The organism is Streptomyces sp. NPDC005492, assembly GCF_040605995.1.
Classification (GTDB): Bacteria; Actinomycetota; Actinomycetes; order Streptomycetales; family Streptomycetaceae; genus Streptomyces.
On the sequence record NZ_JBEXDX010000022.1, the window covers coordinates 1 to 23,937 of the forward strand.

At 70.1% G+C, this 23,937-nt stretch carries 23 protein-coding genes, 1 tRNA gene and 1 pseudogene; 15 read left to right on the forward strand and 10 right to left on the reverse strand.

The genetic code is table 11. From position 1 onward, the window contains the following. The first annotated feature begins 91 nt into the window (after positions 1-91). From ABZT04_RS26830 to ABZT04_RS26840, 3 genes are all read left to right on the forward strand, one after another. Positions 92-772, forward strand: a complete 681-nt coding sequence (locus ABZT04_RS26830; RefSeq protein ID WP_356059540.1) for an acyl carrier protein — start codon at positions 92-94, stop codon at positions 770-772. A gap of 79 nt (positions 773-851) precedes the next feature. Beyond that, positions 852-1,391: a hypothetical protein gene (locus tag ABZT04_RS26835; RefSeq protein WP_356059541.1), complete on the forward strand. Its 540-nt coding sequence runs from the start codon at positions 852-854 to the stop codon at positions 1,389-1,391. A 217-nt stretch (positions 1,392-1,608) separates the two neighbouring features. After that, entirely contained in the window at positions 1,609-3,090 is a 1,482-nt protein-coding gene (locus ABZT04_RS26840; protein ID WP_356059646.1) for an MFS transporter, read from the forward strand. 195 nt (positions 3,091-3,285) lie between these two features. On the opposite strand, the gene ABZT04_RS26845 is transcribed toward ABZT04_RS26840, so the two are convergent. The 4 genes from ABZT04_RS26845 to ABZT04_RS26860 form a co-directional block, all read right to left on the reverse strand. Then, positions 3,286-3,927, reverse strand: coding sequence for a PAS domain S-box protein (locus tag ABZT04_RS26845; protein ID WP_356059542.1), 642 nt, complete (start codon positions 3,925-3,927; stop codon positions 3,286-3,288). Positions 3,928-4,346: 419 nt separating this feature from the next. Then, on the reverse strand, positions 4,347-4,472 hold the full coding sequence (locus ABZT04_RS26850) for a hypothetical protein (protein WP_356059543.1): 126 nt from the start codon (positions 4,470-4,472) through the stop codon (positions 4,347-4,349). Next, entirely contained in the window at positions 4,469-5,269 is an 801-nt protein-coding gene (locus ABZT04_RS26855; RefSeq protein WP_356059544.1) for a LuxR C-terminal-related transcriptional regulator, read from the reverse strand. The genes ABZT04_RS26850 and ABZT04_RS26855 overlap by 4 nt, the downstream gene beginning before the upstream one ends. 676 nt (positions 5,270-5,945) lie before the next feature. Then, positions 5,946-6,503 carry a TetR/AcrR family transcriptional regulator gene (locus ABZT04_RS26860; RefSeq protein WP_356059545.1) on the reverse strand — a complete coding sequence of 186 codons (558 nt, stop codon included), beginning with the start codon at positions 6,501-6,503 and terminating at the stop codon, positions 5,946-5,948. A 195-nt stretch (positions 6,504-6,698) separates the two neighbouring features. On the opposite strand from ABZT04_RS26860, the gene ABZT04_RS26865 reads away from it, so the two are divergent. After that, on the forward strand, positions 6,699-7,649 hold the full coding sequence (locus ABZT04_RS26865; protein WP_356059546.1) for a zinc-binding dehydrogenase: 951 nt from the start codon (positions 6,699-6,701) through the stop codon (positions 7,647-7,649). Between the two features lie 772 nt (positions 7,650-8,421). On the opposite strand, the gene ABZT04_RS26870 is transcribed toward ABZT04_RS26865, so the two are convergent. Then, positions 8,422-8,495, reverse strand: a tRNA-Pro gene (locus tag ABZT04_RS26870). Between the two features lie 99 nt (positions 8,496-8,594). Between ABZT04_RS26870 and ABZT04_RS26875 the strand changes: the two genes are divergently transcribed. From ABZT04_RS26875 to ABZT04_RS26890, 4 genes are all read left to right on the forward strand, one after another. Further along, positions 8,595-9,116, forward strand: a complete 522-nt coding sequence (locus ABZT04_RS26875; RefSeq protein WP_356059547.1) for a DUF309 domain-containing protein — start codon at positions 8,595-8,597, stop codon at positions 9,114-9,116. A 57-nt stretch (positions 9,117-9,173) separates the two neighbouring features. Continuing rightward, positions 9,174-9,947, forward strand: a complete 774-nt coding sequence (cobF, locus tag ABZT04_RS26880) for a precorrin-6A synthase (deacetylating) (RefSeq protein ID WP_356059548.1) — start codon at positions 9,174-9,176, stop codon at positions 9,945-9,947. A 65-nt stretch (positions 9,948-10,012) separates the two neighbouring features. Then, the gene (locus tag ABZT04_RS26885) at positions 10,013-12,091 is read left to right on the forward strand and encodes an MDR family MFS transporter (RefSeq protein ID WP_356059549.1); all 2,079 of its coding nucleotides are present in this window, start codon (positions 10,013-10,015) and stop codon (positions 12,089-12,091) included. Between the two features lie 44 nt (positions 12,092-12,135). Then, entirely contained in the window at positions 12,136-12,417 is a 282-nt protein-coding gene (locus tag ABZT04_RS26890; protein WP_356059550.1) for a hypothetical protein, read from the forward strand. Positions 12,418-12,780: 363 nt separating this feature from the next. Here ABZT04_RS26890 and ABZT04_RS26895 read toward each other — a convergent pair whose 3' ends face one another. Further along, positions 12,781-13,533 (reverse strand): cobalt-precorrin-6A reductase, encoded by a 753-nt coding sequence (locus ABZT04_RS26895; RefSeq protein WP_356059551.1) that lies wholly within the window; start codon positions 13,531-13,533, stop codon positions 12,781-12,783. 15 nt (positions 13,534-13,548) lie between these two features. After that, the gene (locus tag ABZT04_RS26900) at positions 13,549-14,322 is read right to left on the reverse strand and encodes a sulfite exporter TauE/SafE family protein (protein ID WP_356059552.1); all 774 of its coding nucleotides are present in this window, start codon (positions 14,320-14,322) and stop codon (positions 13,549-13,551) included. 114 nt (positions 14,323-14,436) lie between these two features. Between ABZT04_RS26900 and ABZT04_RS26905 the strand changes: the two genes are divergently transcribed. Continuing rightward, on the forward strand, positions 14,437-15,288 hold the full coding sequence (locus ABZT04_RS26905; protein WP_356059553.1) for a lysophospholipase: 852 nt from the start codon (positions 14,437-14,439) through the stop codon (positions 15,286-15,288). 121 nt (positions 15,289-15,409) lie between these two features. Continuing rightward, positions 15,410-15,526, forward strand: a pseudogene (locus ABZT04_RS26910) (LuxR C-terminal-related transcriptional regulator); the annotation flags it as partial. A 4-nt stretch (positions 15,527-15,530) separates the two neighbouring features. On the opposite strand, the gene ABZT04_RS26915 reads toward ABZT04_RS26910, so the two are convergent. Continuing rightward, positions 15,531-16,034 carry a MarR family transcriptional regulator gene (locus ABZT04_RS26915; protein ID WP_356059554.1) on the reverse strand — a complete coding sequence of 168 codons (504 nt, stop codon included), beginning with the start codon at positions 16,032-16,034 and terminating at the stop codon, positions 15,531-15,533. Between the two features lie 253 nt (positions 16,035-16,287). Between ABZT04_RS26915 and ABZT04_RS26920 the strand changes: the two genes are divergently transcribed. The 4 genes from ABZT04_RS26920 to ABZT04_RS26935 all read left to right on the forward strand — a co-directional run bounded on the left by ABZT04_RS26920 (position 16,288) and on the right by ABZT04_RS26935 (position 21,887). Next, positions 16,288-17,325: a zinc-binding dehydrogenase gene (locus ABZT04_RS26920; protein WP_356059555.1), complete on the forward strand. Its 1,038-nt coding sequence runs from the start codon at positions 16,288-16,290 to the stop codon at positions 17,323-17,325. A gap of 78 nt (positions 17,326-17,403) precedes the next feature. Then, positions 17,404-18,651, forward strand: a complete 1,248-nt coding sequence (locus ABZT04_RS26925; protein ID WP_356059556.1) for a sensor histidine kinase — start codon at positions 17,404-17,406, stop codon at positions 18,649-18,651. Between the two features lie 86 nt (positions 18,652-18,737). Further along, positions 18,738-20,219 (forward strand): MFS transporter, encoded by a 1,482-nt coding sequence (locus ABZT04_RS26930; protein ID WP_356059557.1) that lies wholly within the window; start codon positions 18,738-18,740, stop codon positions 20,217-20,219. A 117-nt stretch (positions 20,220-20,336) separates the two neighbouring features. Next, entirely contained in the window at positions 20,337-21,887 is a 1,551-nt protein-coding gene (locus tag ABZT04_RS26935) for a carboxylesterase family protein (RefSeq protein WP_356059558.1), read from the forward strand. A gap of 5 nt (positions 21,888-21,892) precedes the next feature. On the opposite strand, the gene ABZT04_RS26940 is transcribed toward ABZT04_RS26935, so the two are convergent. Next, entirely contained in the window at positions 21,893-22,651 is a 759-nt protein-coding gene (locus ABZT04_RS26940) for an NAD(P)-binding domain-containing protein (protein WP_356059559.1), read from the reverse strand. 110 nt (positions 22,652-22,761) lie between these two features. Here ABZT04_RS26940 and ABZT04_RS26945 point away from each other — a divergent pair, with 110 nt between their 5' ends. Further along, a complete protein-coding gene (locus tag ABZT04_RS26945) occupies positions 22,762-23,349 on the forward strand; it encodes a TetR family transcriptional regulator (RefSeq protein ID WP_356059560.1) in 588 nt (195 codons plus the stop codon). A 4-nt stretch (positions 23,350-23,353) separates the two neighbouring features. Here the strand turns inward: ABZT04_RS26945 and ABZT04_RS26950 are convergent, their stop codons facing one another. Next, entirely contained in the window at positions 23,354-23,821 is a 468-nt protein-coding gene (locus ABZT04_RS26950) for an ion channel (RefSeq protein WP_356059561.1), read from the reverse strand. Positions 23,822-23,937: the final 116 nt, after the last annotated feature.

Here is a 23,937-nt window from a genome sequence, read left to right on the forward strand (position 1 = left end):
AGATCGAGGACACCCTCGCCCGCTACACCGCCGCCGACATCGAGATCTACGGCAAGGTCATGGCCGAATTCCAAGAACGCTTCGCCGCCCAGTGATCCGCGTACTCGTCGCCACGGTGAACCGGCCCCGGGCCGGTCGGCACGCGCTGCGGATCGCGGCGGCGGCGGCCGGCCTGCCCGGTGACCCGGCCCGCTACCGCTTCCCGCACCCGCGCGCCTCGCTCACGCACACCGAGCGGGCCGGAGTGGCCGCGGTACTCGTCGGCGGCGCCGCCGACGGTCTCGGTGTCGACCTTGAGCACGACCGGCCGGTCCGTCCGGCGACGGCGCGGTTCTATCTGCGGGACGACGAGCCGCACGACGACCTCCTGCGGCTGTGGACGGTCAAGGAGGCCATGTTCAAGGCCGATCTGGCCAACGCCACGCGGGTGCTCCGCGACTACCGGGCGAACGACCCGGCGTACCAGCACGTTTCAGCCCGACATCTCGGTGGCTGGCTCACAGTCGCCGCCCGTCTTGCGAGGGAGCCCATGCCCGCCAACACGATCAGCTTCGAGACCGTGGCCGAACGGATCGCCGGGGTGCTGCGGGTGTCCGCGGACGATCTCACCCCCCAGACCCTGATCAAGGATCTGGCCGCCGACAGCTTCATGCTGGTCGAGATGATCGTCGACCTCCAGGAGGAGTTCGACGCCGTGTTCACCCAGGCCCGCCTTCGCGAGATCGACAACCTCGGTGAACTCGTCGACGTGCTCCAGGAATCCGCCGTATGACACCCCAACCGCTGCCGGCCGCCATGACGGCCGGTGCCCGTTCGATCTCGGAGGCTGGTATTAGGTGAACGTTCCCGTCATGGTTCTCGTGCTCTGCGCCTACGTGGTCATCGGAGTGCTCCCACGCATCTTCTTCAAGGGCGGCAGCTTCAACTCCGGCTGGTGGCTGACCGGTGCGCCGTTCTTCATCGTCCCGCCGTTCCTGATCGCCGCCGACCTCGCCCACTGGCACTCGTGGGTCGGCATGCACAACATGGTCACGACGCTCGATGCGATAGCCGCCGTACTCACCGGTGGTTCGATCGCCCTGCTCTTCTACACCCTCGGCACCCACCGGGTACCGCTGGCGCTGTGGCATCAGGAGAACGACGCTCCGGTGTCGATCGTGACCTACGGCGCGTACTCCCGGATCAGGCATCCGTTCTACTCGTCCTTCCTGCTCGCGTTCCTGGCCGCGTTCGCGCTGTTCCCGCACCTGGGCACTCTGCTGCCGATGCTGTATGCGACGGGCCGGCTGACCGCGACCGCGATGCGGGAGGAAAAGCGGCTGTCCGCCTCGGAGTTCGGCAGCGAGTACCGCGAGTACATCTCGCGGACCGGCCGTTTCCTGCCCATCTGACAAGCCTCGTCCGTCGGCATCCCACATCCCTCACCAACGGACCCCCACGGGCATGGACAAGCCCGTGGGGGTTTCGCGTACTGACCCCCACGGGGCGTGACTGACCGGTCGGTCACATGCTATGGTCGGTGCGGCACGGCACACCCGGAACATCGACGCGAGAGCGGCGCAGCAGCGACCACTCGACGCGGAAGGGACAGGCCCTGTGACATCCAGCATGGAGTCGGCAAGCGGCCCCGCACAAGACGCGGCTCCGCCCCAGGAAGCCCCGGATCCGCTCCGGTGGTGGTCCTTACTCGCGGTCAGCCTGGCGACGTTCATGACCTACCTGGACCTGAACGTCATCAACGTCGCGATCCCCACGATCCAGCGCAGCCTGCATCTGTCGGAGGCCGGCCTGGAGTGGATCGTGAGCAGTTATCTGCTCACCCTGGCAGGACTGCTGCTGGCCGGTGGCCGACTCGCCGACGCCTATGGCCGCCGTCGGCTGTACATGATCGGTCTGCTCGTCTTCACCCTGTCCTCGCTGTCGGCGGGCCTGGCCGGCAACGGCGGCGTCCTCATCGGCAGCAGGGCCGTGCAGGGCGTCGGTGCGGCACTGCTGACGCCGGCCACCCTGGCCATCATCACGGCCACGTTCACCGACCTCAAGGAGCGCACCAACGCGATCGGTCTGTGGACCGTGAGCGCCGCGGCCGGTCTGGCCCTCGGCCCGGTGACCGGTGGCCTGATCACCCAGAACATCCACTGGGGCTGGATCTTCCTGATCAACGTCCCGATCGGCGTGGCGACGCTCGCGCTCAGCGTCCGGACGGTACGCGAATCCAGGGCGCCCGCCGCCAACCGGGTACTGGACGTCGGCGGCCTGATCACGTCCGCGCTCGCGCTGTTCGCCATCACGTACGCGCTGATCGAAGGCAACGACTCGGGCTGGGGCTCGCCGAAGATCGTGACGGCCTTCGTCATCGCCGCCGTCGCCGTTACGGCCTTCTTCGTGATCGAGGCACGCACCACGGAACCCATGGTGGACCTGGGGCTGTTCCGCATCCGCCAGTTCACCGGCGGCATCAGCACCCAGATGATCTGGGCGTTCGGCGCCCTGGCCATCTACTTCTTCACCTCGATCTACCTGCAGAACATCCTCGGCTTCTCCCCGTCGAAGGCGGGCCTGCTGTTCGTCCCGATGGCCTTCGCCCTGGCCGCGTTCGCCGGCTTCTCCACGCTGATGGAGGTCTGGATCGGCGGATTCCGCACGGTCTCGCTCGGCATGGTGATGATGACGGTCGGACTCATCATGCTCAACATGCACGACGAACACGCGACCTTCGCCTCGCTGCTGCCGTCCCTCATCGTGCTCGGGGGCGGCATGGGGATCATGAACGTGCCGATGACGAACGCGGTGATGCAGAACACCCCGGACTCCCAGGCCGGAGTCGCGTCGGCAATCCTCAACGACGCCCGTGAGGTGGCGGGACTGCTCGGCATCACCATCATCGGTGCGGTGCTGCGGTCCAAGCAGGAATCCGAACTACGGGCCGGTTCGACACCGGGACAGGCGTTCCTCGACGGGTATCACGTCGGCATGTGGGTGGCGACGGCCCTGGTCGCGGTGGGCATCGTCTTCACCTACGTGATGCTGCGCCCCAACAAGGAACCGAGCCTCGGCGAGGAACCGGTCGCGGCCCGACAGCTCACCTGAGAACCGGCGGGCAACGGGATGACATCGTGCGGGTTGCCGTCGGTCCGGCCAGGGACGCCGGGCCGGACCGACGGGCCCCTCCCCCACGACCTGTGATTCAGGACCTGTGATGTGAGCTTCGACTTTCCCGACGAGGCGGTACAGAAAGGGACTTGAGCTGACGAGTGCTGTCCGCCGAACCCTCTCGGACTCCCTCTAGTCGGTATGGACGCGTGGTGGCCAGCCCGGGCGGATCAGACCTATGGCGTACGCCTTCGAGACCGCGGCGGGCCGGTTCTTGACCTTGAGTTTCCGCATCAGGGTGTCCACGTGATACCCGATGCCACCACGGCTGAGGTAGAGCGTGGAGGCCAGGTTCACGGTCGACATGCCGACGGCGACACCCTCAAGGATGCGTGCCTCGATATCGGTCAGCACCAACCTGTGGGGCGCGGGCGGTGGATCTTGCCTACTGCCCCCGGGGCACACGAGAGCCATCAGGCCGTCGCCGCTGTCACCGCTGACGGTGAACCCCGTCAACTCGCCGCTGAAAACGGTCGAGTCCTTCTGCCGGAACACGATCGTCGGCTCGGTGAAACGGGCCCCCTGGTCGGTCAACAGACGGGAGAACTGCCTGCTGACCAGCGTCCGGGCATCGGCGTGCAGCAGGTCGCCGAAGGAACGCCCGCCCAACTCCGCGGGCCGGCAGCCGAACCGTTCCGAGAACTCGGTGTTGACCTCGACCAGTCGGAAGCCGATGTCTAACTTGGCCATGCACATACCGGACCGCTCGAAGAGCGATCTGAGGATCTCCTGTTGACTGCCCCTGCCCACCGCGGAGCCGAGTACCTCTGTCATTGCTTCTCCCCTGCTCGCCCAGTGAATGAAGGTGACGCGAAGATTGTCGTGACGTGACGCCGTCTCATGGCCTCCTGCGGGTTTTCTTCGCCAACCCGGCCGTGACGTCGACTTCACCCGACATCGCTCATCCTTGAGCGTTGACAACATGTTGATCCTTTTCTCCCGAGAAGCTCCTGACGGTTGTCAAAAGTTCCGAATGCGGACGATAACCCGATCCGACGAGACCGGCATGAATAGTCACATTGGCGTGTGGCGCCCGCCGCGTCGAACCGGCTCGCCGCGCGCTGCCGCCGCGACCGAGCACGTGAGCCCGCATCCGAGCGTGCGATGCGATCCACCGCTCCTTGGCCGACGTCCTGTCGGCCCCTCGGGCCGTCACGGCCGGCCGGCCCGCCGGTCTCGTACATCGTCATGGATCAGATGCGTTCCTTCTGGGAGACGAACCGCCGGTCCCGGCTCTCCGACGAGGAGAGCCGTACCTGTTCCGGCCGGTCACCAGTCGCGATGTGCTCGCCCTCCCCATGCGCCGGCGCGGTGCTCACCCGAACCAAGATCGAGACCCCCGCGGTGGGGCCGCCCGCAGGCAGCAAGAAGACCACTGGCACCCTGATGAAGCGCGGGTGACGGCTCTCGGGCCTGACGTGGTGAGGCACTGCTCGACAAAGCCCTCGGTCACCAGCGGCGGCCAGCTGCCCCTGCGGAACAGGCCGGCCGAATAGGCTCTGGACACCAGCTCGGACCGGTTGGCCGCTTCGAGGTTTTTCATCAGCGCGCTGACGTGATACTCGACCCCACCGCGGCTCAGGAAAAGCTTCGAAGCCAGCTGCACAGTGGACATGCCGGCCGCCACGCCCTCAAGTACCAGGGCTTCCATCCTGGTCAGCGGCTTTCTCACCTCGGTCGCAGGGCACCCGGCGGTGTCGTCCGCGGGCTCCGGCTCCAGCTCCAGCAGGACGACGAGCGAGTCGATGCGACCCGCGTCGTCCGTCACCGTGATCCCGGTCAGTTCGGTGCTGGTCCGGCCCTCGCTCGTCAACGCGGCGACCCGGTCGTTGAACCGGCTCCGCTCACCGCGCGCCAGCGAGAGCAGTCGCCGCGTCAGCGTGTCCCTGGCCCGTACGTGCACCAGGTCGACGAGGGCGACGCCCGGGAGCTCCTCGACCGACAGCCCGAACGCGTCGGCGAAGCCGAGGTTGCTCCCTATCAGACGGAGACCGAGATCTAAATGCGCAATGCGCGCGGACGAGTTGTCGAACAGCGACCAGACTCTGCACAGGTCATCAGCCTGCTCAGGTGAGCAAGTATTCGCCTCAGTGATCGCATCTTGTCCCGCCGACACGATTTAGCCTCCCCGTATGCTCGCCAAGGCTCCGTTCATTGTTGATCTAGATTCCCATACAGAAATCTCAAAAACCAGACCCACCGGCCGAAAGCGCAAGTCTAAGGTTTTTCCTATTCACGCCCTGCCCGAACCGGGCATCGGGCGGCGGCTTCCGTAACCGGTATGTAAAAAAATCCCCGCACAAGCGGGCCACGGACCAGGTCAGCTGAAAGATTTCCAGGCGAGCACACCCACAAGCGGAGTCGGCGAAGTAACTTTCCGTAGCATTCACCACGCGGCACGCGCATGCCCTGCCACCTAAAGATATCGGCATTATGTCCATTTTCGGCAGATTCAACGAACCCGGCCATACGGCACCGACAGCTCCTTTTGGTTGACTATTTACTTTCTTTCGTTCTAGCGTCGCCATTCTGGAATCCCTCTTCCCGTTTGTGTGTTACATGCGCCGTTCACCAATGATTCTTTCCCGGTACCACTTCCGAGGTTTTCGCTTCTAGTGACGACACACCGGGCCCGAACCCCGCCGAAGGCGTGCGGGCGAACCCGAAGAACACAACCGGAAGAAACGGTTCGGCTACGGATAGTTCCGGCCGCGAGGCACGCGAGCAGCGGGCGTGCTCCTGCGATCGGGCACGCCCCGCTCCCGAGGATCCGTGGCGAGTCCCCGCGGGCGTCAGATGCCGAGGAACCGCTTGAGCACCCGACGCGATGCCGGCAGCGGACACCCGGCGTCGAATTCCAGCACCGAGATCTCGCGGGTCATCGCCGCGATCAGCTGGGCCGCGGCTTCCGCGTCGTCCCAGCCCATCGCCTTCAGGTCCGCCACCCCCGCCGCCGCCAGCCGCTCGCGGCGGGCCGCCATCGGTCCTCCCTGGACGGTCGGGTCCGAACGGGCCTCCAGCGACAGCGCCTTGACGCCCCGGTTCGCGAGCGAGACGTCGAGATACGCCTCGGTACTGCGGAAGATGCGCTCGGCGCCGGGCTCCAGACCTTCCACCGCCTGGTCGACGGCGGCCTGCACCCGGCCGTGGAAGCGCTTGTGCATGGCGTCGACGAACGTCGCGCGGTCCTTGAAGTGGACGTAGAAGGTCCCCTTGGCTACCCCGGCCTGCGCGACCACCATGTTCACGCTGAGACCGCCCAGGCCGTGCTGCTCCACCAGCGCCGCACCGGCGTCAAGCAACGCCTCACGTGTCTGCAACGCCCCGGGCATCTGCACTCCTGCTGCCATAGCTTCGGAGTATATGCCCGCCCTGGGGGGCCGAGATCGAGCGCGACCGCGAACCGGGTGACCGACTGGTCGGTCACATGCTACGCTCCGGCCCATGCTCACGGTCCCGAGATCTACTCCACCGACCGCGTACGACAACGGCAGCCGTCCCAGTGACGCCCCTCGCGGCGCCACCGCCGAGAAGGAGCAGCAGCGATGAAAGCGGCAGTGATCGAAGAAGTCGGCGCCGCACCGCATGCGACCGCCCTCGCCGACCCCGCGCCGACGACCGACACGCAGGTGGTCGTCAAGGTCGAGGCGACAGCTCTGAACTCGATCGACCTGCACGTCGCGGAGGGGCACCACCGCGCCGGACCGCCGAAGGTCCCCTACGTGCCCGGCTTCGAGGTGGTCGGGACCATTACGAGCGGCCCCGACCAGGGCCTGCGGATGCACGCCACGGTGCCGGCCGGCCTGGTGCCGGGTGTCAACGGCGGACTGGCCGAACTCCTGCTGACCGAGCGCGCGACCTGCATCCCGGTCCCGGACGGGTTGGACAGCGTCGTCGCCGCCGCGATCGGCGCGGTCGGCGCCGGTGCGGACCTGGCCCTGCGCAAGGCCGGCCTCCAGACGGGCGAGAGCGTCCTGGTCCTGGGCGCGACCGGCCCCCTGGGCGCCGCCGCCGTCCAGCTCGCGAAACTGGCCGGCGCCAAGCGCGTCATCGCCGCCGGCCGGAACCCCGAGCGCCTTGCCCGGGTCACCGGCGCGGACGGCGTGGTCGTCCTCGGCGAGGAGCCGCCGGCCGAGCAACTGGCCGCGCTCGGTGGCCCTGTCGACTTGGTCGTCGACCCGCTGTGGGGTCCCTGGGCGGTGCCGGCCCTGGCCTGCCTGCAGCCGGGTGGGCGCTATCTGAACATCGGCGCGGCGGCGGGCGACGACAGCGCGTTCCGGGTCGAGATGCTCCGCGGCGCGCAACTGTCACTGATCGGCTTCAGCGGGACGACGGCGAAGCCGACCGACGCCTTCGCCGCCTACAACCGGGTCGCGGCCCTCGCCGCGGCCGGCTCGTTCGTGCTGCCGACCGCCACCTACCCGCTGGAGGATGCCTCCAAGGCGTGGGAGGCGCAGGCGTCCTCGCCCGGCAAGAAGATCGTCGTGGTTCCCTGATCCACCGATCGACGGACTCCCGGAAGCGCCGCCGGGCAGTCCCGCTCCCGAGTCCGGGTCACGCCACTTCCCCCGCCGTGACCCGGACTCACCGACGTTTCGGCAACCGCGCCGTTTCGGCGACCGGGATCACGAGGCGGTGGGCGAAGCGGTCGCGGCCTTCGAAACGTCCGGCCCGGCCACCGGCTCGGGGCCATGACCGCGATCGTGGCCGAGCACAGCGCGAAGCACCCGGTCGAGTTTCCGGTACGGATCGCCGGAACCTTCCGTGGCACGCCGGGCCACAAAGCCGTCGGACCGCACCAACAGGGCACCCGCCGGACCGATTCCGGCCCGGGCGGACCACCGGTCCTCTGCCGGGCGGCCGAGAGCAGCACGGAGTCGAGCCGGTCCCGCGGACACGCGCCGGGCACCGGGGCCGGCGACACCTGCGCCGCCGCCGGGTCACCGAACCTCAGTCGGGGTCCGTCGGGGGTCCGGCCCAGCTCGGCGCGGACCTGAGATGAAGTGCAACTGCACCGGGGACGCGCAGTCGTTCCGGCAAGTGGTCGAGGCGTGTCCGGTCCCGGTGGTCATCGCCGTCCTGGCCGCGGGACGGCCGTACGCGCCATGACGGAGCGCCCCGCCCGGGTGACGCGTTGAGGGACCCGGAAGCACGGCGTCCTCCGGACGGGCGGGCAGGACCGCGGTACTCGACCCACCGCGGTCCTGCCCGCCTCCGCACACGAAAAGGGCCCCCACAGGCTCTCGCCTGCGAAGACCCTTCGCACCGTCGGGACGACAGGATTTGAACCTGCGACCCCTTGACCCCCAGTCAAGTGCGCTACCAAGCTGCGCCACGTCCCGGTGCGCTTCCCGCGGTGAACCGCGTGATCGCGCGAACAGCACTTTACCCCACGCCCGGGGGTGCGCCGAAGCCGGCACCGGGCGCGGGACAATCGTCGTATGGACGACACGACGTCAGGCGGTACGAGCGGCACGCGGGACCGGGACGGGGAGGGCCGGGCGCGCAATGCCCGGCCTCGCGACGGGCTCGGGCGACCGTTGCCGTACGACGCGGACGGCGTGGCACGGCAGCCCGAGGGAGTCGTGCGGGCGCCCGAGGACACTGTCGTCGAGGCGCAGGCGCTGCTCGACGCGGGAAAACCGTTCCATGCGCACGAAGTCTTCGAGGACGCCTGGAAGTCGGGGCCGGACGAGGAGCGTGCCCTGTGGCGCGGGCTGGCCCAGCTCGCCGTGGGTCTCACGCACGCGGCCCGGGGGAACGTCACCGGCGGCGCGCGGCTGCTGCGGCGCGGGGCCGGCGGGGTTGAGGAGTGGGCGGCTCTGACAGGGCGCGAGCGGCCGTACGGGATGGATCTCGCCGGGGTCGCCGCCTGGGCGCGGGGGCTCGGGGACGATGTCGAGCGGGGCGGTGAGGTGGTCGACGCGCGGGCCCGGGCGCCCCGGCTGCGCGGGACGTCGTAGCCGGTCCGTGCCGGTGCGGTGCACGGACTGTCAGTGGCGTGGGGCAGACTCGGGGGCGTGCGAAAGATTCATGTCATCGGTATCGGCGCGGGCGACCCGGAGCAACTGACCCTGCAGGCCGTCAGGGTGCTGCGGAGCACGGATGTGTTCTTCCTCCTCGACAAGGGCGAGGTGAAGTCCGACCTGACCAGGCTGCGGCGGGACATGCTCGACGCGCACATACCCGCGGGGACGTACCGTCTGGTCGAGGCGCGCGACCCGGAGCGGGACCGGGCGGCCGGGGGTGCCGCGTACTCCCCGGCGGTCGGGGACTGGCGCAGCGCCCGGGCGGACATCTACGAGCGGCTCATCGTCGAGGAGTTGGGCGAGGAGGAGAGCGGCGCGTTCCTGGTATGGGGGGACCCTTCGCTGTACGACAGCACGCTCGGCATCCTGGAGGAGATCCTGGAGCGGGGCGCGGTGGCGTTCGAGTACGACGTCGTGCCCGGCATCAGCAGTGTCTCGGCGCTCGTCGCCCGGCACCGCACGGGGCTGAACCGGGTTGCCCGGCCGGTGCAGATCACCACGGGCCGGCGGCTGTCCGAGGGCTTCCCGGAGGACGTCGACGACGTGGTTGTGATGCTGGACGCGCACCAGGCCTTCCGGCGGTACGCCGACCAGGACATCGACATCTACTGGGGCGCCTATCTGGGCACCCCGGACGAGATCCTCGCCTCCGGACCGATAGCCGAGGCCGCTCCGCGCATCGAGCGGCTGCGCGCGGAGGCCCGTGAGCGCAAGGGCTGGATCATGGACACGTATCTGCTGCGCCGGCACCCCAACGGCGAGTAGGACGCGGGGTACCCGAGTGGACCGCCCCCGTAGCGCGAGTAGCCCATCGGTGTGAGGGTGACCTCGTGACCGTCACCGAGGAAACCTCGCTGCCCGCCCCGCAGCAGCCCCCTGTGCTGGACCACCGCCGTCGCAATGTCGTCTTCGTGACGATCATGCTCGGCATGCTGCTGGCGGCCCTCGACCAGACCATCGTGGGTACGGCCCTGCCGACGATCGTGTCGGACCTGGGCGGTGCCGCGCACATGTCGTGGGTGGTCACCGCCTATCTCCTCGCGGAGACCGTGGCGACCGTGCTGGTCGGCAAGTTCGGTGACCTCTTCGGTCGCAAGGTGGTCTTCCAGGTCTCGGCGATCGTCTTCATCACGGGGTCGTTCCTGTGCGGTCTCGCCACCAACATGACGCTGCTGATCGCCTGGCGGGCGGTGCAGGGCATCGGCGCGGGCGGGCTGATGGTGACGGCGATGGCGCTGATCGCCGATGTCATCCCGCTGCGGGAACGCGGCAAGTACCAGGGCGCGATCGGCGCGGTGTTCGGCGTGGCCACGGTCATCGGACCGCTGCTGGGCGGCCTGTTCACCGACCATCTGACCTGGCGTTGGGCGTTCTACGTCAACGTGCCCATCGCGATCGTCGTCGTCATCGCGGCGGCCCGCACCATCCCCGTGGTCAAGTCGGCGGTGCGGCCGGTGATCGACTACCTGGGCATCGCGCTGGTCGCGGTCGGCGCGAGCGCGCTGATCCTGGCGACGAGTTGGGGCGGCAACGAGTACGCCTGGGGTTCGGCGACCATCATCGGCCTGTTCGTGGGCGGCGCGGTGGCGCTCGGTCTGTTCTGCTGGGTGGAGACCCGGGCGGAACAACCCATGCTGCCCATGCGGCTGTTCGCCAACCCGGTGTTCACGGTCTGCTCGATCCTCAGCTTCATCGTCGGCTTCGCGATGCTCGGCGCGATGACGTACCTGCCGACCTATCTGCAGTACGTCGACGGCGACTCGGCCACGGTCTCCGGCGTACGGACGCTGCCGATGGTGATCGGCCTGCTCATCGCGTCCGTCTTCAGCGGCAACGTGGTCAGCAAGACCGGGCAGTACCGCTACTTCCCGATCGTGGGCTCGCTGGTGATGGGCGTCGGGCTCTATCTGATGTCCCTCATGGGACCGGGCACCGGCGCCTGGCTGGAGTCGGTGTACATGTTCGTCCTCGGCACCGGGATCGGGCTGTGCATGCAGGTCCTGACGATCGCCGTGCAGAACACCGTCGAGTACGTCGACCTCGGCACCGCGACCTCCGGTGTCACCTTCTTCCGTACGCTGGGCAGTTCGTTCGGCACCGCCGTCTTCGGCACGATCTACACCAACAGTCTGGGACCCAACCTCAAGGACGGGATCGCGTCCGCCGCGAGGTCCAGCGCGCTGAACCCGGCCGTCATCACCAAGGCGGCCACCAGCCCCGAGGGCCTGCACAAGCTGCCGGGCGCGGCCGCGGCCCCGATCATCGGGGCGTACGCGGACACCATCCAGACGGTGTTCCGGTGGACGGTCCCCGTCGCGGTGATCGGCTTCGTCGTCGCCCTGTTCCTCAAGCAGGTCGAGCTGCGCGACAGCGCGCGGATGGGCTCCACCGACATGGGCGAGGGCTTCGCGTCCCCGCGCGGCGCGGACTCGCGACAGGTCCTCGAAGCGGCCGTGGGCAAGGTCATCGGCAGCACGGACCTGGACACCGCCCGGCGGATCATCACGGAATCCGACACCCGGCTGGACGTGGCCGGGGCCTGGGCCGTGATGCAGGTCGAACTGTTCACCAGGATGGTCGGGCATGCGAGCCTCGGCCTGATCGCCGCGCGCCGGCACCTGCCCCCGGAGGTCCTCCTCCCGGTCTTCGACCGCATGGTCGAGGAGGGCTATCTGACCCGTGACGGCTCCCTCCTCTCGCACACCCCCGCGGGCGAACGCGAGGCCGAGGTCATCGGCAGGGCGTGGGGGAACTGGCTGGAGGACCGGGTCCAGCAGGACATCGGCCGCCCGTCGACCGCCGACCTGCGCGCCGCGGTCGACTCCATCGCCAAACGACTGCTGGTGGAGGACCTGTCCACCGGACTGCCGCAGCGTCCGGCGCAGTTGGCGGCAAGCTCGGCCTCCTGAAAAACCGGGTGCCGGTCGACCGGTCCCGTGGTCATACTCACGGCATGTCCCCGAAGCCCGTGCGCTTCCACGACCCGCGTGCCACCAGCGCCGACTTCGCGTCGTCGATACTGGTCCGCTGCCCGCGCTGCGAGCGGATGGCCCACTTCGAGCGTCGCCCGTGCACCCCTCCCGACGCGCGCGGCGAGAGGTATCCGCACACCCGCCTGGTCTGCCCGTCCTGCGGCCTGCGCCGGATCCGAACGGGCCTGCACCGGCCCCCCGAGACGCGCAGCCGCCCGGCACTGCCCGACCCTCTGGCTGCGGACCAGGACCAGACACGGTGAGCTGTGGGCGTACAACCTCCAACACCTGGACCTGATCAGGCGGTTCGTCGCCGCCGACCTGCGCGAGCGCGCGCCGTGGTACGACACCGGGCAGAAGATGACGCTGGTCGCCCGGCTCCCGGCCTGGATCAAGAGCGCCAACAACCGCGACGAGGTGCTGCACGCGGTGGACCGGCTCCGGGCCACGGTCATCGCCCCGCACTGAGCCCCAGCCGCTCCAGCACCCCGGCGACCTGCGCGAGCGCGCGCCCTGGTACGACACCGGGCAGAAGATGACGCTGGTCGCCCGGCTCCCGGCCTGGATCAAGAGCGCCAACAACCGGCACGAGGTGCTGCACGCGATGGACCGGCTCCGGGCCACAGTCATCGCCCCGGACTGAGCCCCAGCCGCTCCAGCACCCCGGCGACATCGGGCACCGCGCTCACGCCGTCCGGCAACGGCGGTCGTCGTACGACCACGACCGGGATGCCCGTCTCCCGCGCGGCCGTGAGTTTGGCGGCGGTCGCCGCTCCCCCGCTGTCCTTCGTCACGATCACGTCGATCCGGTGCTCGCGCAGGAGCGCCGTCTCGTCGGTGAGTGTGAACGGGCCGCGCGCCAGCAGCAGTTCGGCGTCCGGCGGCATCGGGGGCTCGGGCGGCTCCACCGACCGTACGACGAAGTGCAGTCGGTCGAGGTGGGCGAAGGCGGCGAGGCCGAGGCGGCCGGTGGTGAGCAGGATCCGGTGCCCGAGTCCGGGGAGCGCGTCGGCGGCTTCGCTCAGGGAGGCGACCGGGCGCCAGTCGTCCCCGGGGCCCGGCCGCCAGCCGGGGCGGCGCAGTACGACTGCGGGCAGTCCAGTCGTCGCGGCGGCTCGTGCCGCGTTCGCGGTGATCGACTCGGCGAAGGGGTGCGTGGCGTCGACGACGGCGTCCACGTGGTGCTCCCGGAGCCACTCGGCCAGCCCCTCGGCCCCGCCGAACCCGCCGATGCGTACGTCCCCGGCCAACGCGCCCGGCCGCGACACCCGCCCGGCGAGGGAGGTGGTCACCCGCACCTCGGGTCGCCGTAGCGCCAGTTCGGCGGCCAGTTCGCGTGCCTCGGTGGTGCCGCCGAGGATCAGGATGTGCGGGGGCATGGGGTGAGCGTACGGTCAGCGGAGGAGCAGTTGGAGTCCGCCCACGATCGTCGCCGCGATCACGAGTTGCTCAAACAGCCGCTGGTTGATTCGGTTCACGGCCCATTTGCCGATGAACGCACCGGGCACGACGAACGCGGCGAGCGCCGCGTCGAGCAGGAGCGAGTGCCCGTCGATCAGGCCGAGGCTCACGCTGAAGGGCACCTTGGTCACGTTGACGATCAGGAAGAAGAACGCGGACGTGCCGAGGAAGCCGAGCTTCCGGAAGCCCGCGGAGAGCAGGTACATCGACATCACCGGGCCGCCGGCGTTGGCGACCATCGTGGTGAAGCCGCCGAGCACGCCGTACGAGCGCGCCTTCGCCCGCCCGGACCGGGTGGCGACGGCGTCGGGCTCGTCGTCGGCCTCCGCCTTGCGGCGGCGCCACACCGTGACCCCGGCCATCAGCAGCAGGATCGCGCCGATCGACGTCCGTACGACCGCGTCGTCGGCCCACACCAGGAACAGGGTCCCGATCACGACCCCCGCGGCGACCGCCGGGAACAGCCGCCACAGCGTGGGCCAGTGGGCGTGCCGGCGATAGGTGAGGACGGCGAGGACATCGCCGACGATCAGGATCGGGAGCAGCACGCCGGTGGAGGCGCGGGCGGGCAGGACGGCCGCGAAGATCGCCAGGCTGACCGTGTTGGCCCCGCTCACGGCCGTCTTGGAGAAGCCGACGAGCAGGGCCGCGGCGGCGAGCGCGGCGAATTCCCAGCCGGATATGTGCCAGAGAGTCATCGTGTCCATGCGAGCACCGATGCTATGTCCTTACATCTGGCCGCGTAAGGAGCGTCTCGCCAGGTGGCCCCTGCACTGTCTCAGCGGACCGGGATGTCCGATGAGCGATGCTAGTTTTCCGGTGTGGACGACACCCGCGAGCACGTCCTGCCCGGCACCAGGAACACGATCACCGCACACGAGTGGCCGCACGAGCGCCCCCGGTACCTCGCCCTCGTCGCGCACGGATACGGCGAACATCTGGGCCGGTACGCCGAGTTGGCCGCCATACTGACGGCGCACGGCGCGGCCGTCCTCGGCCCGGACCACCAGGGCCACGGCAGATCGGCCGGTGAGCGCGTGCTGATCGAGGACTTCGAGGACGTGGTCACGGACCTGCACACCGTCGCCGACCTGGCCCGCGCCACCCACCCCGGTGTCCCCCTCGTCCTGATCGGCCACTCCATGGGCGGCCTGATCGCGTCCCGCTTCGCGCAGCGCTACGGCGACGAACTCGCCGCCCTGGTCCTGTCGGGGCCGGTGATCGGCGCCTGGGAGCTGCCGGGCCGGCTGCTCGCCCTCGACGAGATCCCCGACCTGCCGATCAGCCCGGCCGCGCTGTCCCGCGACCCCGCCGTCGGTACGGCGTACGCGGCGGACCCACTGGTCTGGCACGGTCCGATGAAGCGGCCGACGCTGGAGGCCTTCGCCCGCACCCTGGAGACGGTCGCCGCGTCCGGCGACATCGGCGGCCTTCCCCTCCTCTGGCTCCACGGCACCGACGACCGGCTCGTCCCGCTCACCGGCAGCCGTGTCGGCGTCGAGCGGTTGAGCGGGGGCGAGTTGACCGAGCGGGTCTATCCGGGCGCCCGGCACGAGGTGTTCAACGAGACGAACCGGGCGGAGGTCTTCGCGGACTTGATCCGTTTCCTGGACGATGCATTGAGGGGCATCACCCGGTCGGCGAGCAACTCGGCGTTGGACCAAGGCACTTGAGCCTTGCGAACAGCCGCCGGTTCATGCGGCCGACGGGCATCTTCCGCCAGATCCTGCCCGCCCACGCACCGAAGGAGGCGGTGTTTCAAGGGACTTGCGCCTTGGACGACCGACGCCGGGCTCCCTGTCCACGGTGAAGACGCATCTCTCCAGCGTCCAGCTCAAACTGGCCGCACGGAACCGCGTCGAGATCGCGGCCTGGGCGTGGCAGCACGGTCGGCTGCGGCCGGACCCCTGAGCGGTCAGGCGGGGGTTTCGAGGTCCACGGCGGACTCGGCGTGGGTGACGAAGTCGTCGACCAGTCGGTGGAAGAGCCCGGCGAGAAGCCGCAGGTCCTCGGAGGACCAGTGGGCCAGTGCCATCTCCATGCCGCGCCGGCTCGCGTCCCGTATACGGCTCACGGCGGCCAGTCCGTCGTCGGTGAGCTGGATGCGCTGGGCGCGGCCGTCGTCGGGGTCCGGGATCCGGATCACATAGCCGAGTTGCTCCAACTGCCGTAGCTGGCGGGTGACATGAGAGGCCTCGACCGACATCCGTACGGCCAGTACGCCGGGGCGCATCGGCTCGCTCTCCGCGATGTACCGGAGGATCGCCACGGCGGCCCGGTCCAGCGGCAGCCCGGCCATCGCCATCAGCCGCTCGTGCTGCCGGGCCCGCCCGGCCAGGTAGGCGATGCGGGTGAGGACCCGCTCGATCTCGGCGACGTCCGCCGGGACGGGCGCTGCTGCGGGTGGCGATGTGGACATACGCCCACGGTAACAGCTACTTGCCTGAGTTAAGCAAGGTCGGAGACGATTGCTTGACTCAAGTAACGCATTTATGGTTGCCTAACTCAAGCAAGTCAAGAGCTGGGGTCGCCTGAGCGGAGGCGTCCCCGTAGCGCCGTAGGCCGTGGGGACGGAGTACGGCGCCGTCACCGGTCCCGGCGGCCGGAGCACTCCCCCCGTCCGCCGTCGGGGCCGGTGACACTCCTCACGCACATGGAAAGCGAGCCCCCACATGGCCACGATGAAGTCCGTGCAGACCGGCGCCGTCGACAAGATCGAAGTGGTGGACGTCGAGCGGCCCGTGCCCGGGCCCAAGGACGCGCTGATGAAGATCCGCGCCTGCGGCATCTGCGGCACCGACACCTTCTTCCTCCACATCGGGGGCGGCCCCTTCGGACCCGGCGGCGCCATGGCCCCGGTCCCCCTCGGACACGAGCCGGCCGGTGAGATCGTCGAGGTCGGCGCGGAGGTCGAGGGTCTGAAGGCCGGGGACCGGGTGGTCGTCAACCCGCAGGGCTCCCCCTCCGGGATCATCGGCTGCGGAGGCAAGCACGGCGCCCTGAGCGAGTACCTCCTCCTGGAGGACTGCGAGCTCGGCAAGAGCGTCACCGTCTTCCCCGACACCGTGCCCTTCGACGTCGCCTCGCTCAACGAGCCGATGGCCGTGGCCCGGCACGCCGTCAACCGCTCCGAGGCGAAGCCTGGCGACAAGGTCGTCATCTTCGGTGCCGGGCCGATCGGTCTGGGCGCGGCGATCTGGCTGAAGCTGCGCGGGGTCGAGCACGTGGTCGTCGCCGATGTCATCCCCTCGCGCCTGGAGACGGCGCTCGCCGTCGGCGCGGACGCCGTGATCAACTCCGCCGAGGAGGACGTCACCGCCCGGCTGACCGAGCTGCACGGGCAGGCCGCCAACGCGCTCGGCCAGCCCCGCCCCGGCACCGACATCTACCTCGACGCCGCCGGCGTCGCCGCGGTCGTCAACACCACGGTCGACTCCGCGAAGTGGGGCGCCAAGCTGGTCATGGTCGCGGTACAGAAGAAGGGCGCCGACATCGACCTCGGCGGGATGCTGCGCAGCGAGCTGACGCTGATCGCCTCACAGGGCTACCCCACCGAGATCTTCGAGGTCACGCGGGAGATCGTCGAGCACCACGAGCGGTTCGCCAAGCTGATCAGTCACCGTGTGCCCTTCGCCGAGGTCGAGGACGCCTTCGAGCTCGCGCTGACGCCGGGCGCGGCGGAGAAGGTCGTCGTCACCTTCGACGAGTAGCCGCGGGCGCGTCGGGTGCCGTGGACGGCCGCGGCCCCCGACGGACGGCCGGCCCTCTCGGACAGGAACCCCCACGCCATGATCCACGACCTGCAGCGGCTGCTGCGCTGCCATCCCCGTACCGTCGACCTGGTCGTCGCCGCCACCTTCTTCGTCTGCTCCTTCCCCGGCAGCGTCCTCACGCTCCCGGGCCGTGCCCTGGACGTCCCGTGGTGGCCCGGCGTGCTGATTGCGGGCGTCGGCTGCACCGCCCTGCTGTGGCGCCGCACCCACCCGCGCACCACCGTGGTCGTGACCCTCTGCTGCGCCCTGGCCGTGGCCGGGCTCGGCTACGTCCTCACGGCCCTGCTGATCGGTCCGCTGATGGTCGCGCTGCACGCGCTGGCCCTGCGCTCCGACCGGACCACGGCGAACGTCTTCACCTTCGCCGGCATCGCCCTGCTGGTCGCCACCACGCTGCTCGTCGCCCCCACCGGGGAACCACTGGTGCTGAAGCTGGTCGGCCCGGCCTTCTGGCTGCTGCTGCCCACCTCCCTCGGCACCACGACCCGGCTCCGCGCGGCCTGTCTGGAAGCCGTGCAGGCCCGCGCCGAACACGCCGAACGGACCCGGGAACAGGAGGCGCGGCTCCGCGTCACCGAGGAGCGCATGCGGATCGCCCGCGACCTGCACGACGTCGTGGCCCACCATCTGGTGCTGGCCAACCTCCAGGCCGGCACAGTCGTCCGGATGCTGCGCACCCGGCCCGAGGAGGCCGAGCGGATCGCCGGTGAACTCGCCGGCACCACCAGGTCGGCGGTACGCGAACTCAAGGCCACCGTGGGCCTGTTGCGCCACGCCGAGGACGTGGAGTCCCCGTCGGGACCGGCCCCCGGACTGGCCCAACTGACAGATCTGGCCGCCTCGTTCGAGCCCGCCGGGCTGTCCGTCACCGTCAGCACCGAGGGCAGGCCGCAGCCGCTCTCCGCCGGCGTCGACCTCACGGCGTACCGGATCGTGCAGGAAGCGCTCACCAATGTGACCAAGCACGCGGGCACCGGCTCGGCCGAGGTGCGGCTGAGCTACTCCCACGACCGGCTGGGCATCACCGTCACCGATCACGGTGCTACGGCGGCACCCTCCTCCCCCGCGCCGACCGGCGGCTACGGCGTCATCGGGATGCGTGAGCGGGCCCTGTCCGCGGGCGGCCGGCTCCAGGCCGGGCACCGGCCCGAGGGCGGCTTCGAGGTGGTCACCGAACTGCCGCTCCTCTCCTACACCCAGAGTGATCCCCAGAGCGACCCCCGGAGTCACTCCCAGAGCCACCCCCAGAATGCACTTGCGTAACTCAATCAATTTCATTATCGTTGCGTGAGTCAAGCAAATCGGCTTGTCCCTGATCGTCGCAGTCCGTTCCTGATGGAGGCCCAGCCATGTCCGACGCCCTTGCCCGACCCGCCGAAGCGGGTACCTCCGCTCCGCCGAGGTCGAACGCCGTGGTCGCGGTGCTGGCCTTCGCCGGAATCGTCGTCTCGCTGATGCAGACCCTGGTCATCCCGATCATCCCGGAGCTGCCGAAGTACCTGAACGCCTCCGCGTCGAACACCGCGTGGGCGGTCACCGCCACCCTGCTGGCCGCCGCCGTGGCCACCCCGGTCGTGGGCCGGCTCGGCGACATGTTCGGCAAGCGCCGGATGCTGCTGACCAGCATCGTCCTGCTGGTGTCCGGCTCGATCGTCTGCGCGCTGGCCGACTCACTGGTCCCGATGGTCATCGGCCGCGCCTTGCAGGGCCTGGCCGCCGCCGTCGTTCCGCTCGGCATCAGCATCATGCGTGACGTGCTGCCCAGCGAGCGGCTGGCCGGGTCCACCGCCCTGATGAGCGCCTCGCTCGGCGTCGGCGGCGCCCTGGGGCTGCCCTCGGCCGCCTTCATCGCCGACCACTACAACTGGCACATTCTCTTCTGGACCTCCGCCGTCCTCGGCGCCGTCTCCTTCCTGCTGGTCCTGCTGCTGGTGCCCGAGTCCAAGGTGCGCACCGGCGGTCGCTTCGACCTGGTCGGCGCCCTCGGTCTCTCCGCCGGACTGGTCTCCCTGCTGCTCGCGATCTCCAAGGGCTCCGACTGGGGCTGGACCAGCGCGACCACGCTGATCCTCGGTATCGCCGCCGTGGCGGTCCTGCTCTCCTGGGGCTGGTACGAACTGCGCAGCGCGCAGCCGCTGGTCGACCTGCGGACGACCGCCAAGCCGCAGGTGCTGTTCACCAACCTGGCCTCGATCGCCCTCGGCTTCTCGATGTTCGCGATGTCCCTGGTCCTGCCCCAACTCCTTCAGCTTCCCGAGCAGACCGGCTACGGCCTCGGCAAGTCGATGCTGACGGTCGGCCTGGTGCTCGCCCCGCAGGGCCTGGTCATGATGGCCATGTCCGCCGTGTCCGCGCAGGTCACCCGGGCCAAGGGCCCGAAGGTCACCCTGATGATCGGCGCGCTGATCGTGGCCGGCGGCTACTCCCTAAACATCCTGCTGATGTCCGAGGTCTGGCACCTCATCCTGGTGTCCTGCATCATCGGCGCAGGCGTCGGCTTCACCTACGGCGCGCTGCCCGCCCTGATCATGGGCGCGGTCGACCCGTCCCAGACCGGCGCGGCGAACAGCCTCAACACCCTGATGCGGTCCCTGGGCACCAGCTTCGCCAGCGCCATCGCCGGTGTGATCCTCGCCCAGATGACCACCGACTTCGGCGGCACCGCCCTCCCCTCGGAGAACGGCTTCAAGGTGGTCATGGCGATCGGGGCCGGGGCCGCGCTGCTGGCCTTCTTCCTCGCCACCCTGATCCCCAAGCGCCGTACGGCCGTTGCGGCCCCGGCCGACGAGGCAGCAGCCGCCACCCCTGAGGTCTCCGAGGCCAAGGCGTAAGGCATTCTGATCACCGAGCGCACGACGGTCGCCGTCCCGCACCACGCGGGGCGGCGGCCGTCCGCAGCTCGGACCGCGCACCCTGTCGTTCCACCGGCATACAGCGAGGAGTCAACGATGACGACACCCAACTCCCGTGACACAGCGGCCGATTCCACCGAGCCCGTGGTGCGTTTCGGCGCCGGTGCGGTGCGCGGGCGGCTGGAGGGCGGGCTGGCCGTCTTCCGCGGCATCCCGTTCGCCGAACCGCCCGTCGGGGAGGCCCGGTTCCAGGCACCGCGCCCCGTGCGCGGCTGGGAGGGCGTACGGGACGCCTTCGACTTCGGGCCGCCGCCCCCGCAGGAGTCCGGGATCCAGGGCCGTACCGGTGTGCTGGAGGGGCCGACGGGCGACGACTGGCTGACCGTCAACGTGTGGACGCCCGCGCCGGATTCGGCGGCCCGGCGTCCGGTCATGGTGTACATCTACGGCGGCGCCTACAAGTTGGGGCACTCGGGCAGCCCCGGCTACGACGCGCAGCACATCGCGCGGGACGGCGACCTCGTGGTCGTGACCCTCAACTACCGTGTGGGGATAGAGGGGTTCGCCCGGATCGACGGCGCGCCCGCCAACCGCGGGCTCCTCGACCAGGTCGCTGCGCTGGAGTGGGTGCGGGACAACATCACGGCGTTCGGCGGTGACCCCGAACAGGTCACGGTCTTCGGGGAGTCGGCCGGTGCCGGGTCGGTGGCCTCGCTGCTGGTCATGCCGAGCGCGGCCGGGCTGTTCCGGCGGGCCGTCGCGCAGAGCGTGCCGGGCACCTTCTTCTCCGACGAGCTGGCCCGGGACATCGCGGCCGCGATCGCCGCCGAGGCGGGACTACGTCCCACGGCCGCCGACCTCGCGACCGTCGACCCGCGTGAACTGCCCGCGCTGGGCGAGGCGTTGGCGCCCAAGATGACCCAGTACGAAGACCGGTGGGGATCGGTGGTGCACACGCTGACCCCGTTCTCACCCGTCGTCGACGGCGAGGTGCTGCCCACCACACCCTGGCAGGGGCTGGCGGCCGGCGCGGCCCGCGACGTGGAGCTGATCGTCGGTCACAACCGCGAGGAGTACCGCCTGTTCGTCGTTCTCGCCGGGCGGTTCGGCAAGTTCGGCGAGGAGGACGCGGCGACAGCACTGCGCCGGTTCGGGCCGGGCCCGGACGCCGAACAGGCCTACCGCGCCGCCTTCCCGGACGCCTCGGCGGGCGAGCTGTACGAACGCGTCCAGACCGACTGGCTGTTCAACATGCCCTCGCTGCACCTGGCCGAGGCACAGCTCGCCGGCGGCGGACGCGCGCACGTCTACGAACTCACCTGGCCCGCCCCGGGAATGGGCGGTGTCCTGGGTGCCTGCCACGGCCTCGACATCCCGCTGCTGTTCGGCACGTTCACCGCCGACCTGGGCAATCTGCTCTTCGCCGACGTCGAGCCCTCCCCCGAGGCCCTCGCCCTGTCGTCCCGTTTCCGCGCGTCCTGGACGGCGTTCGCCCGCACCGGCGACCCCGGCTGGCCCGCGTACGACACCGAGCACCGGTCGGCGCAGGTGCTCGACGCGGTACCGTCCGTCACGGCCTACCCGGAGGAGGCCTCGCGGCAACTGTGGGAGGGGTACACCTTCCCGGCGCTGCCGCTGGCCACCTAAGGGAGTCAGTCCCCCACGATCGCCGCCCGGGAGCCGCCCACCGGCCCCCGGGCGGCGCTGTCCGTGAGCTCCTTCACCCGGCTCGCGGGCACCGGGACGCCTGGCGTCTCGAAGAACCAGCGGCCCGCCTCCTCCTGGCTCAGTCCCTCGGGCCGCGCCGCCATGTACGGGTGGACGTAGACCGGGGTGCCGGGCTCGCTGCGCCAACTGTCGGCGAGGGTGCCGATGTCCACCGTGTCGTAGCCGAGGACATCGAGGAGCTGGGCCACCTCCGCCTTTGCGGTCGCGTCGTCGCCGGCGATCGGCAGGGCGCTGCGGTCGGCGGCGCCGGCCGGTCGGGCGCTGGTGAACAGGCGGCGGAAGTCGATGTTGTTGAACGCCTTGACCACGCGGGAGTCGGCCAGGTGCCGCTGCACCAGGACGCTTGAGGTCGCCTCGCCGGTGTCCAGCGCGGCGAAGACGCCGTCGCGCTCCGGGTAGTAGTTCATCGTGTCGATCACGGTCCGGCCCGCGAGCGCGGCTGCCGGAAGCCGGTCGTAGGCCTTCAGCGGGATGGTCGCCACCACCAGGTCGGCGTTGCGCGCGACCTCCTCGGGGGTGGCCGCGCGGGCGTGGGCGCCGAGTTCGGCGACCAGGTCGGCGAGGGTCTCCGGGCCGCGCGAGTTGCTCAGCACGACGTCGAGGCCGCCGGCCACCGCGAGGCGGGCCACCGCGCTGCCGATCATGCCGGTGCCGATGAGCCCGAGCGTCCGAATCCGGGACATGGGTGTCCTGCCTCTCTTGAGCCTGCACATCTCTTGTGAAACTGAGTGTCACGCTAGCCACTGAGAATCACGACTGCAAGTGAGGGTCAGGCCAGAGGTAGGATCACAGGGTGAGTGGAACAGCGCGGACGAACACGAGAGACATCGCACGGGCCGCCGTGCGGGCCGAACTGGCCCAGGTGGCCTTCGAGTTGTTCCGGCGCGAGGGTTTCGACAAGGTGACCCTCGACGATCTGGCGGCGGCCGCCGGGGTGTCCCGGAGCACGTTCCTGCGCTACTTCGGCACCAAGGAGGACGCGGTCCTCCTCGCCTTCGACGCCCATGGCCGGCAGGTCGCCGACGCGCTGCGCGCCCGCCCCGCCACCGAGGACGACTGGACGGCGCTGCGCCGCGCGCTGGACACCGTGCTGGAGCGCTACCGCGAGGACCCCGTCAGCTCCCTGGCGATGACCCGTCTCGTGCTGGACACACCGGCCCTGTGCGCACGGCAGTTGGAGAAGCAGTTGGGCTGGCGGCCGGCCCTGGCCCGGGCGCTCGCCGAGCGCGACGGGTCCTCGGACGCCACGGCACTCGTCCATTCGGTGCGGGCGGCGGCCGCCCTGGACTGTCTGAACGTCGCCCTCGACCACTGGACCGCCGCCGAGGGCCGGCTCGACCTCACCGACCTGCTGGACGAGGCCTTCGGCGCCCTCGGCTGAGCCGTCAGGGGTTCTCGTTCCGCCCGGCCAGCAACCGCTCCAGCCGGTCGAAGCGCTCGTGCAGGGCGTGGGCGGCCTCCTCCCCCAACTCCTCTGCTCCGTGCGCGAGATGATGCCGACGGCGCTGTTCCCGGCCGACGAACCAGGTGGCCAGGGCCGCCGTGACCAGCCCGTAGGTGGTGATGCCGACGACCATCACGCCCGAGCCGACGACACGGCCCCACAGGGTCACCGGGTAGAAGTCGCCGTAGCCGACGGTGGTCGCCGTCTCGATCGACCACCACAGAGCCCTCGGGTACGTCGTCAAGTTGGCGCCGTGTGCTCCGTGTTCGGCGGCGACCACCGCCCAGGAGCCGACGAGCATCACCACACCGAGGACCGCCGTCGCCGCGCCCGCCGCCTTCAGGTGCAGCGAGCGGCCCTCCTTGCCGAGCAGCAACTCGACCGCCCTGGTGAGGAATCCGGGCAGCATGGTCACTCCTTCGCGTCACGGTGGCGGGCCTGGGTTCAGTCTCGGGGCAGGCAGGGGCGCGGGCATGCCGGGCGGGGCGTTCGAGTTGCCGTAGGACGTGCGGTGTTGTCCGCTGG

What these genes read in the sequence shown, in the direction of transcription:
- ABZT04_RS26835 (WP_356059541.1), top strand. Translation starts at nt 852, where the DNA reads ATGGTTCTCGTGCTCTGCGCCTACGTGGTCATCGGAGTGCTCCCACGC.
- ABZT04_RS26840 (WP_356059646.1), top strand. Translation starts at nt 1,609, where the DNA reads ATGGAGTCGGCAAGCGGCCCCGCACAAGACGCGGCTCCGCCCCAGGAA.
- ABZT04_RS26845 (WP_356059542.1), bottom strand. Translation starts at nt 3,927, where the DNA reads ATGACAGAGGTACTCGGCTCCGCGGTGGGCAGGGGCAGTCAACAGGAG.
- ABZT04_RS26860 (WP_356059545.1), bottom strand. Translation starts at nt 6,503, where the DNA reads ATGGCAGCAGGAGTGCAGATGCCCGGGGCGTTGCAGACACGTGAGGCG.
- ABZT04_RS26865 (WP_356059546.1), top strand. Translation starts at nt 6,699, where the DNA reads ATGAAAGCGGCAGTGATCGAAGAAGTCGGCGCCGCACCGCATGCGACC.
- ABZT04_RS26875 (WP_356059547.1), top strand. Translation starts at nt 8,595, where the DNA reads ATGGACGACACGACGTCAGGCGGTACGAGCGGCACGCGGGACCGGGAC.
- ABZT04_RS26890 (WP_356059550.1), top strand. Translation starts at nt 12,136, where the DNA reads ATGTCCCCGAAGCCCGTGCGCTTCCACGACCCGCGTGCCACCAGCGCC.
- ABZT04_RS26895 (WP_356059551.1), bottom strand. Translation starts at nt 13,533, where the DNA reads ATGCCCCCGCACATCCTGATCCTCGGCGGCACCACCGAGGCACGCGAA.
- ABZT04_RS26900 (WP_356059552.1), bottom strand. Translation starts at nt 14,322, where the DNA reads ATGGACACGATGACTCTCTGGCACATATCCGGCTGGGAATTCGCCGCG.
- ABZT04_RS26915 (WP_356059554.1), bottom strand. Translation starts at nt 16,034, where the DNA reads ATGTCCACATCGCCACCCGCAGCAGCGCCCGTCCCGGCGGACGTCGCC.
- ABZT04_RS26920 (WP_356059555.1), top strand. Translation starts at nt 16,288, where the DNA reads ATGGCCACGATGAAGTCCGTGCAGACCGGCGCCGTCGACAAGATCGAA.
- ABZT04_RS26925 (WP_356059556.1), top strand. Translation starts at nt 17,404, where the DNA reads ATGATCCACGACCTGCAGCGGCTGCTGCGCTGCCATCCCCGTACCGTC.
- ABZT04_RS26930 (WP_356059557.1), top strand. Translation starts at nt 18,738, where the DNA reads ATGTCCGACGCCCTTGCCCGACCCGCCGAAGCGGGTACCTCCGCTCCG.
- ABZT04_RS26935 (WP_356059558.1), top strand. Translation starts at nt 20,337, where the DNA reads ATGACGACACCCAACTCCCGTGACACAGCGGCCGATTCCACCGAGCCC.
- ABZT04_RS26940 (WP_356059559.1), bottom strand. Translation starts at nt 22,651, where the DNA reads ATGTCCCGGATTCGGACGCTCGGGCTCATCGGCACCGGCATGATCGGC.
- ABZT04_RS26950 (WP_356059561.1), bottom strand. Translation starts at nt 23,821, where the DNA reads ATGCTGCCCGGATTCCTCACCAGGGCGGTCGAGTTGCTGCTCGGCAAG.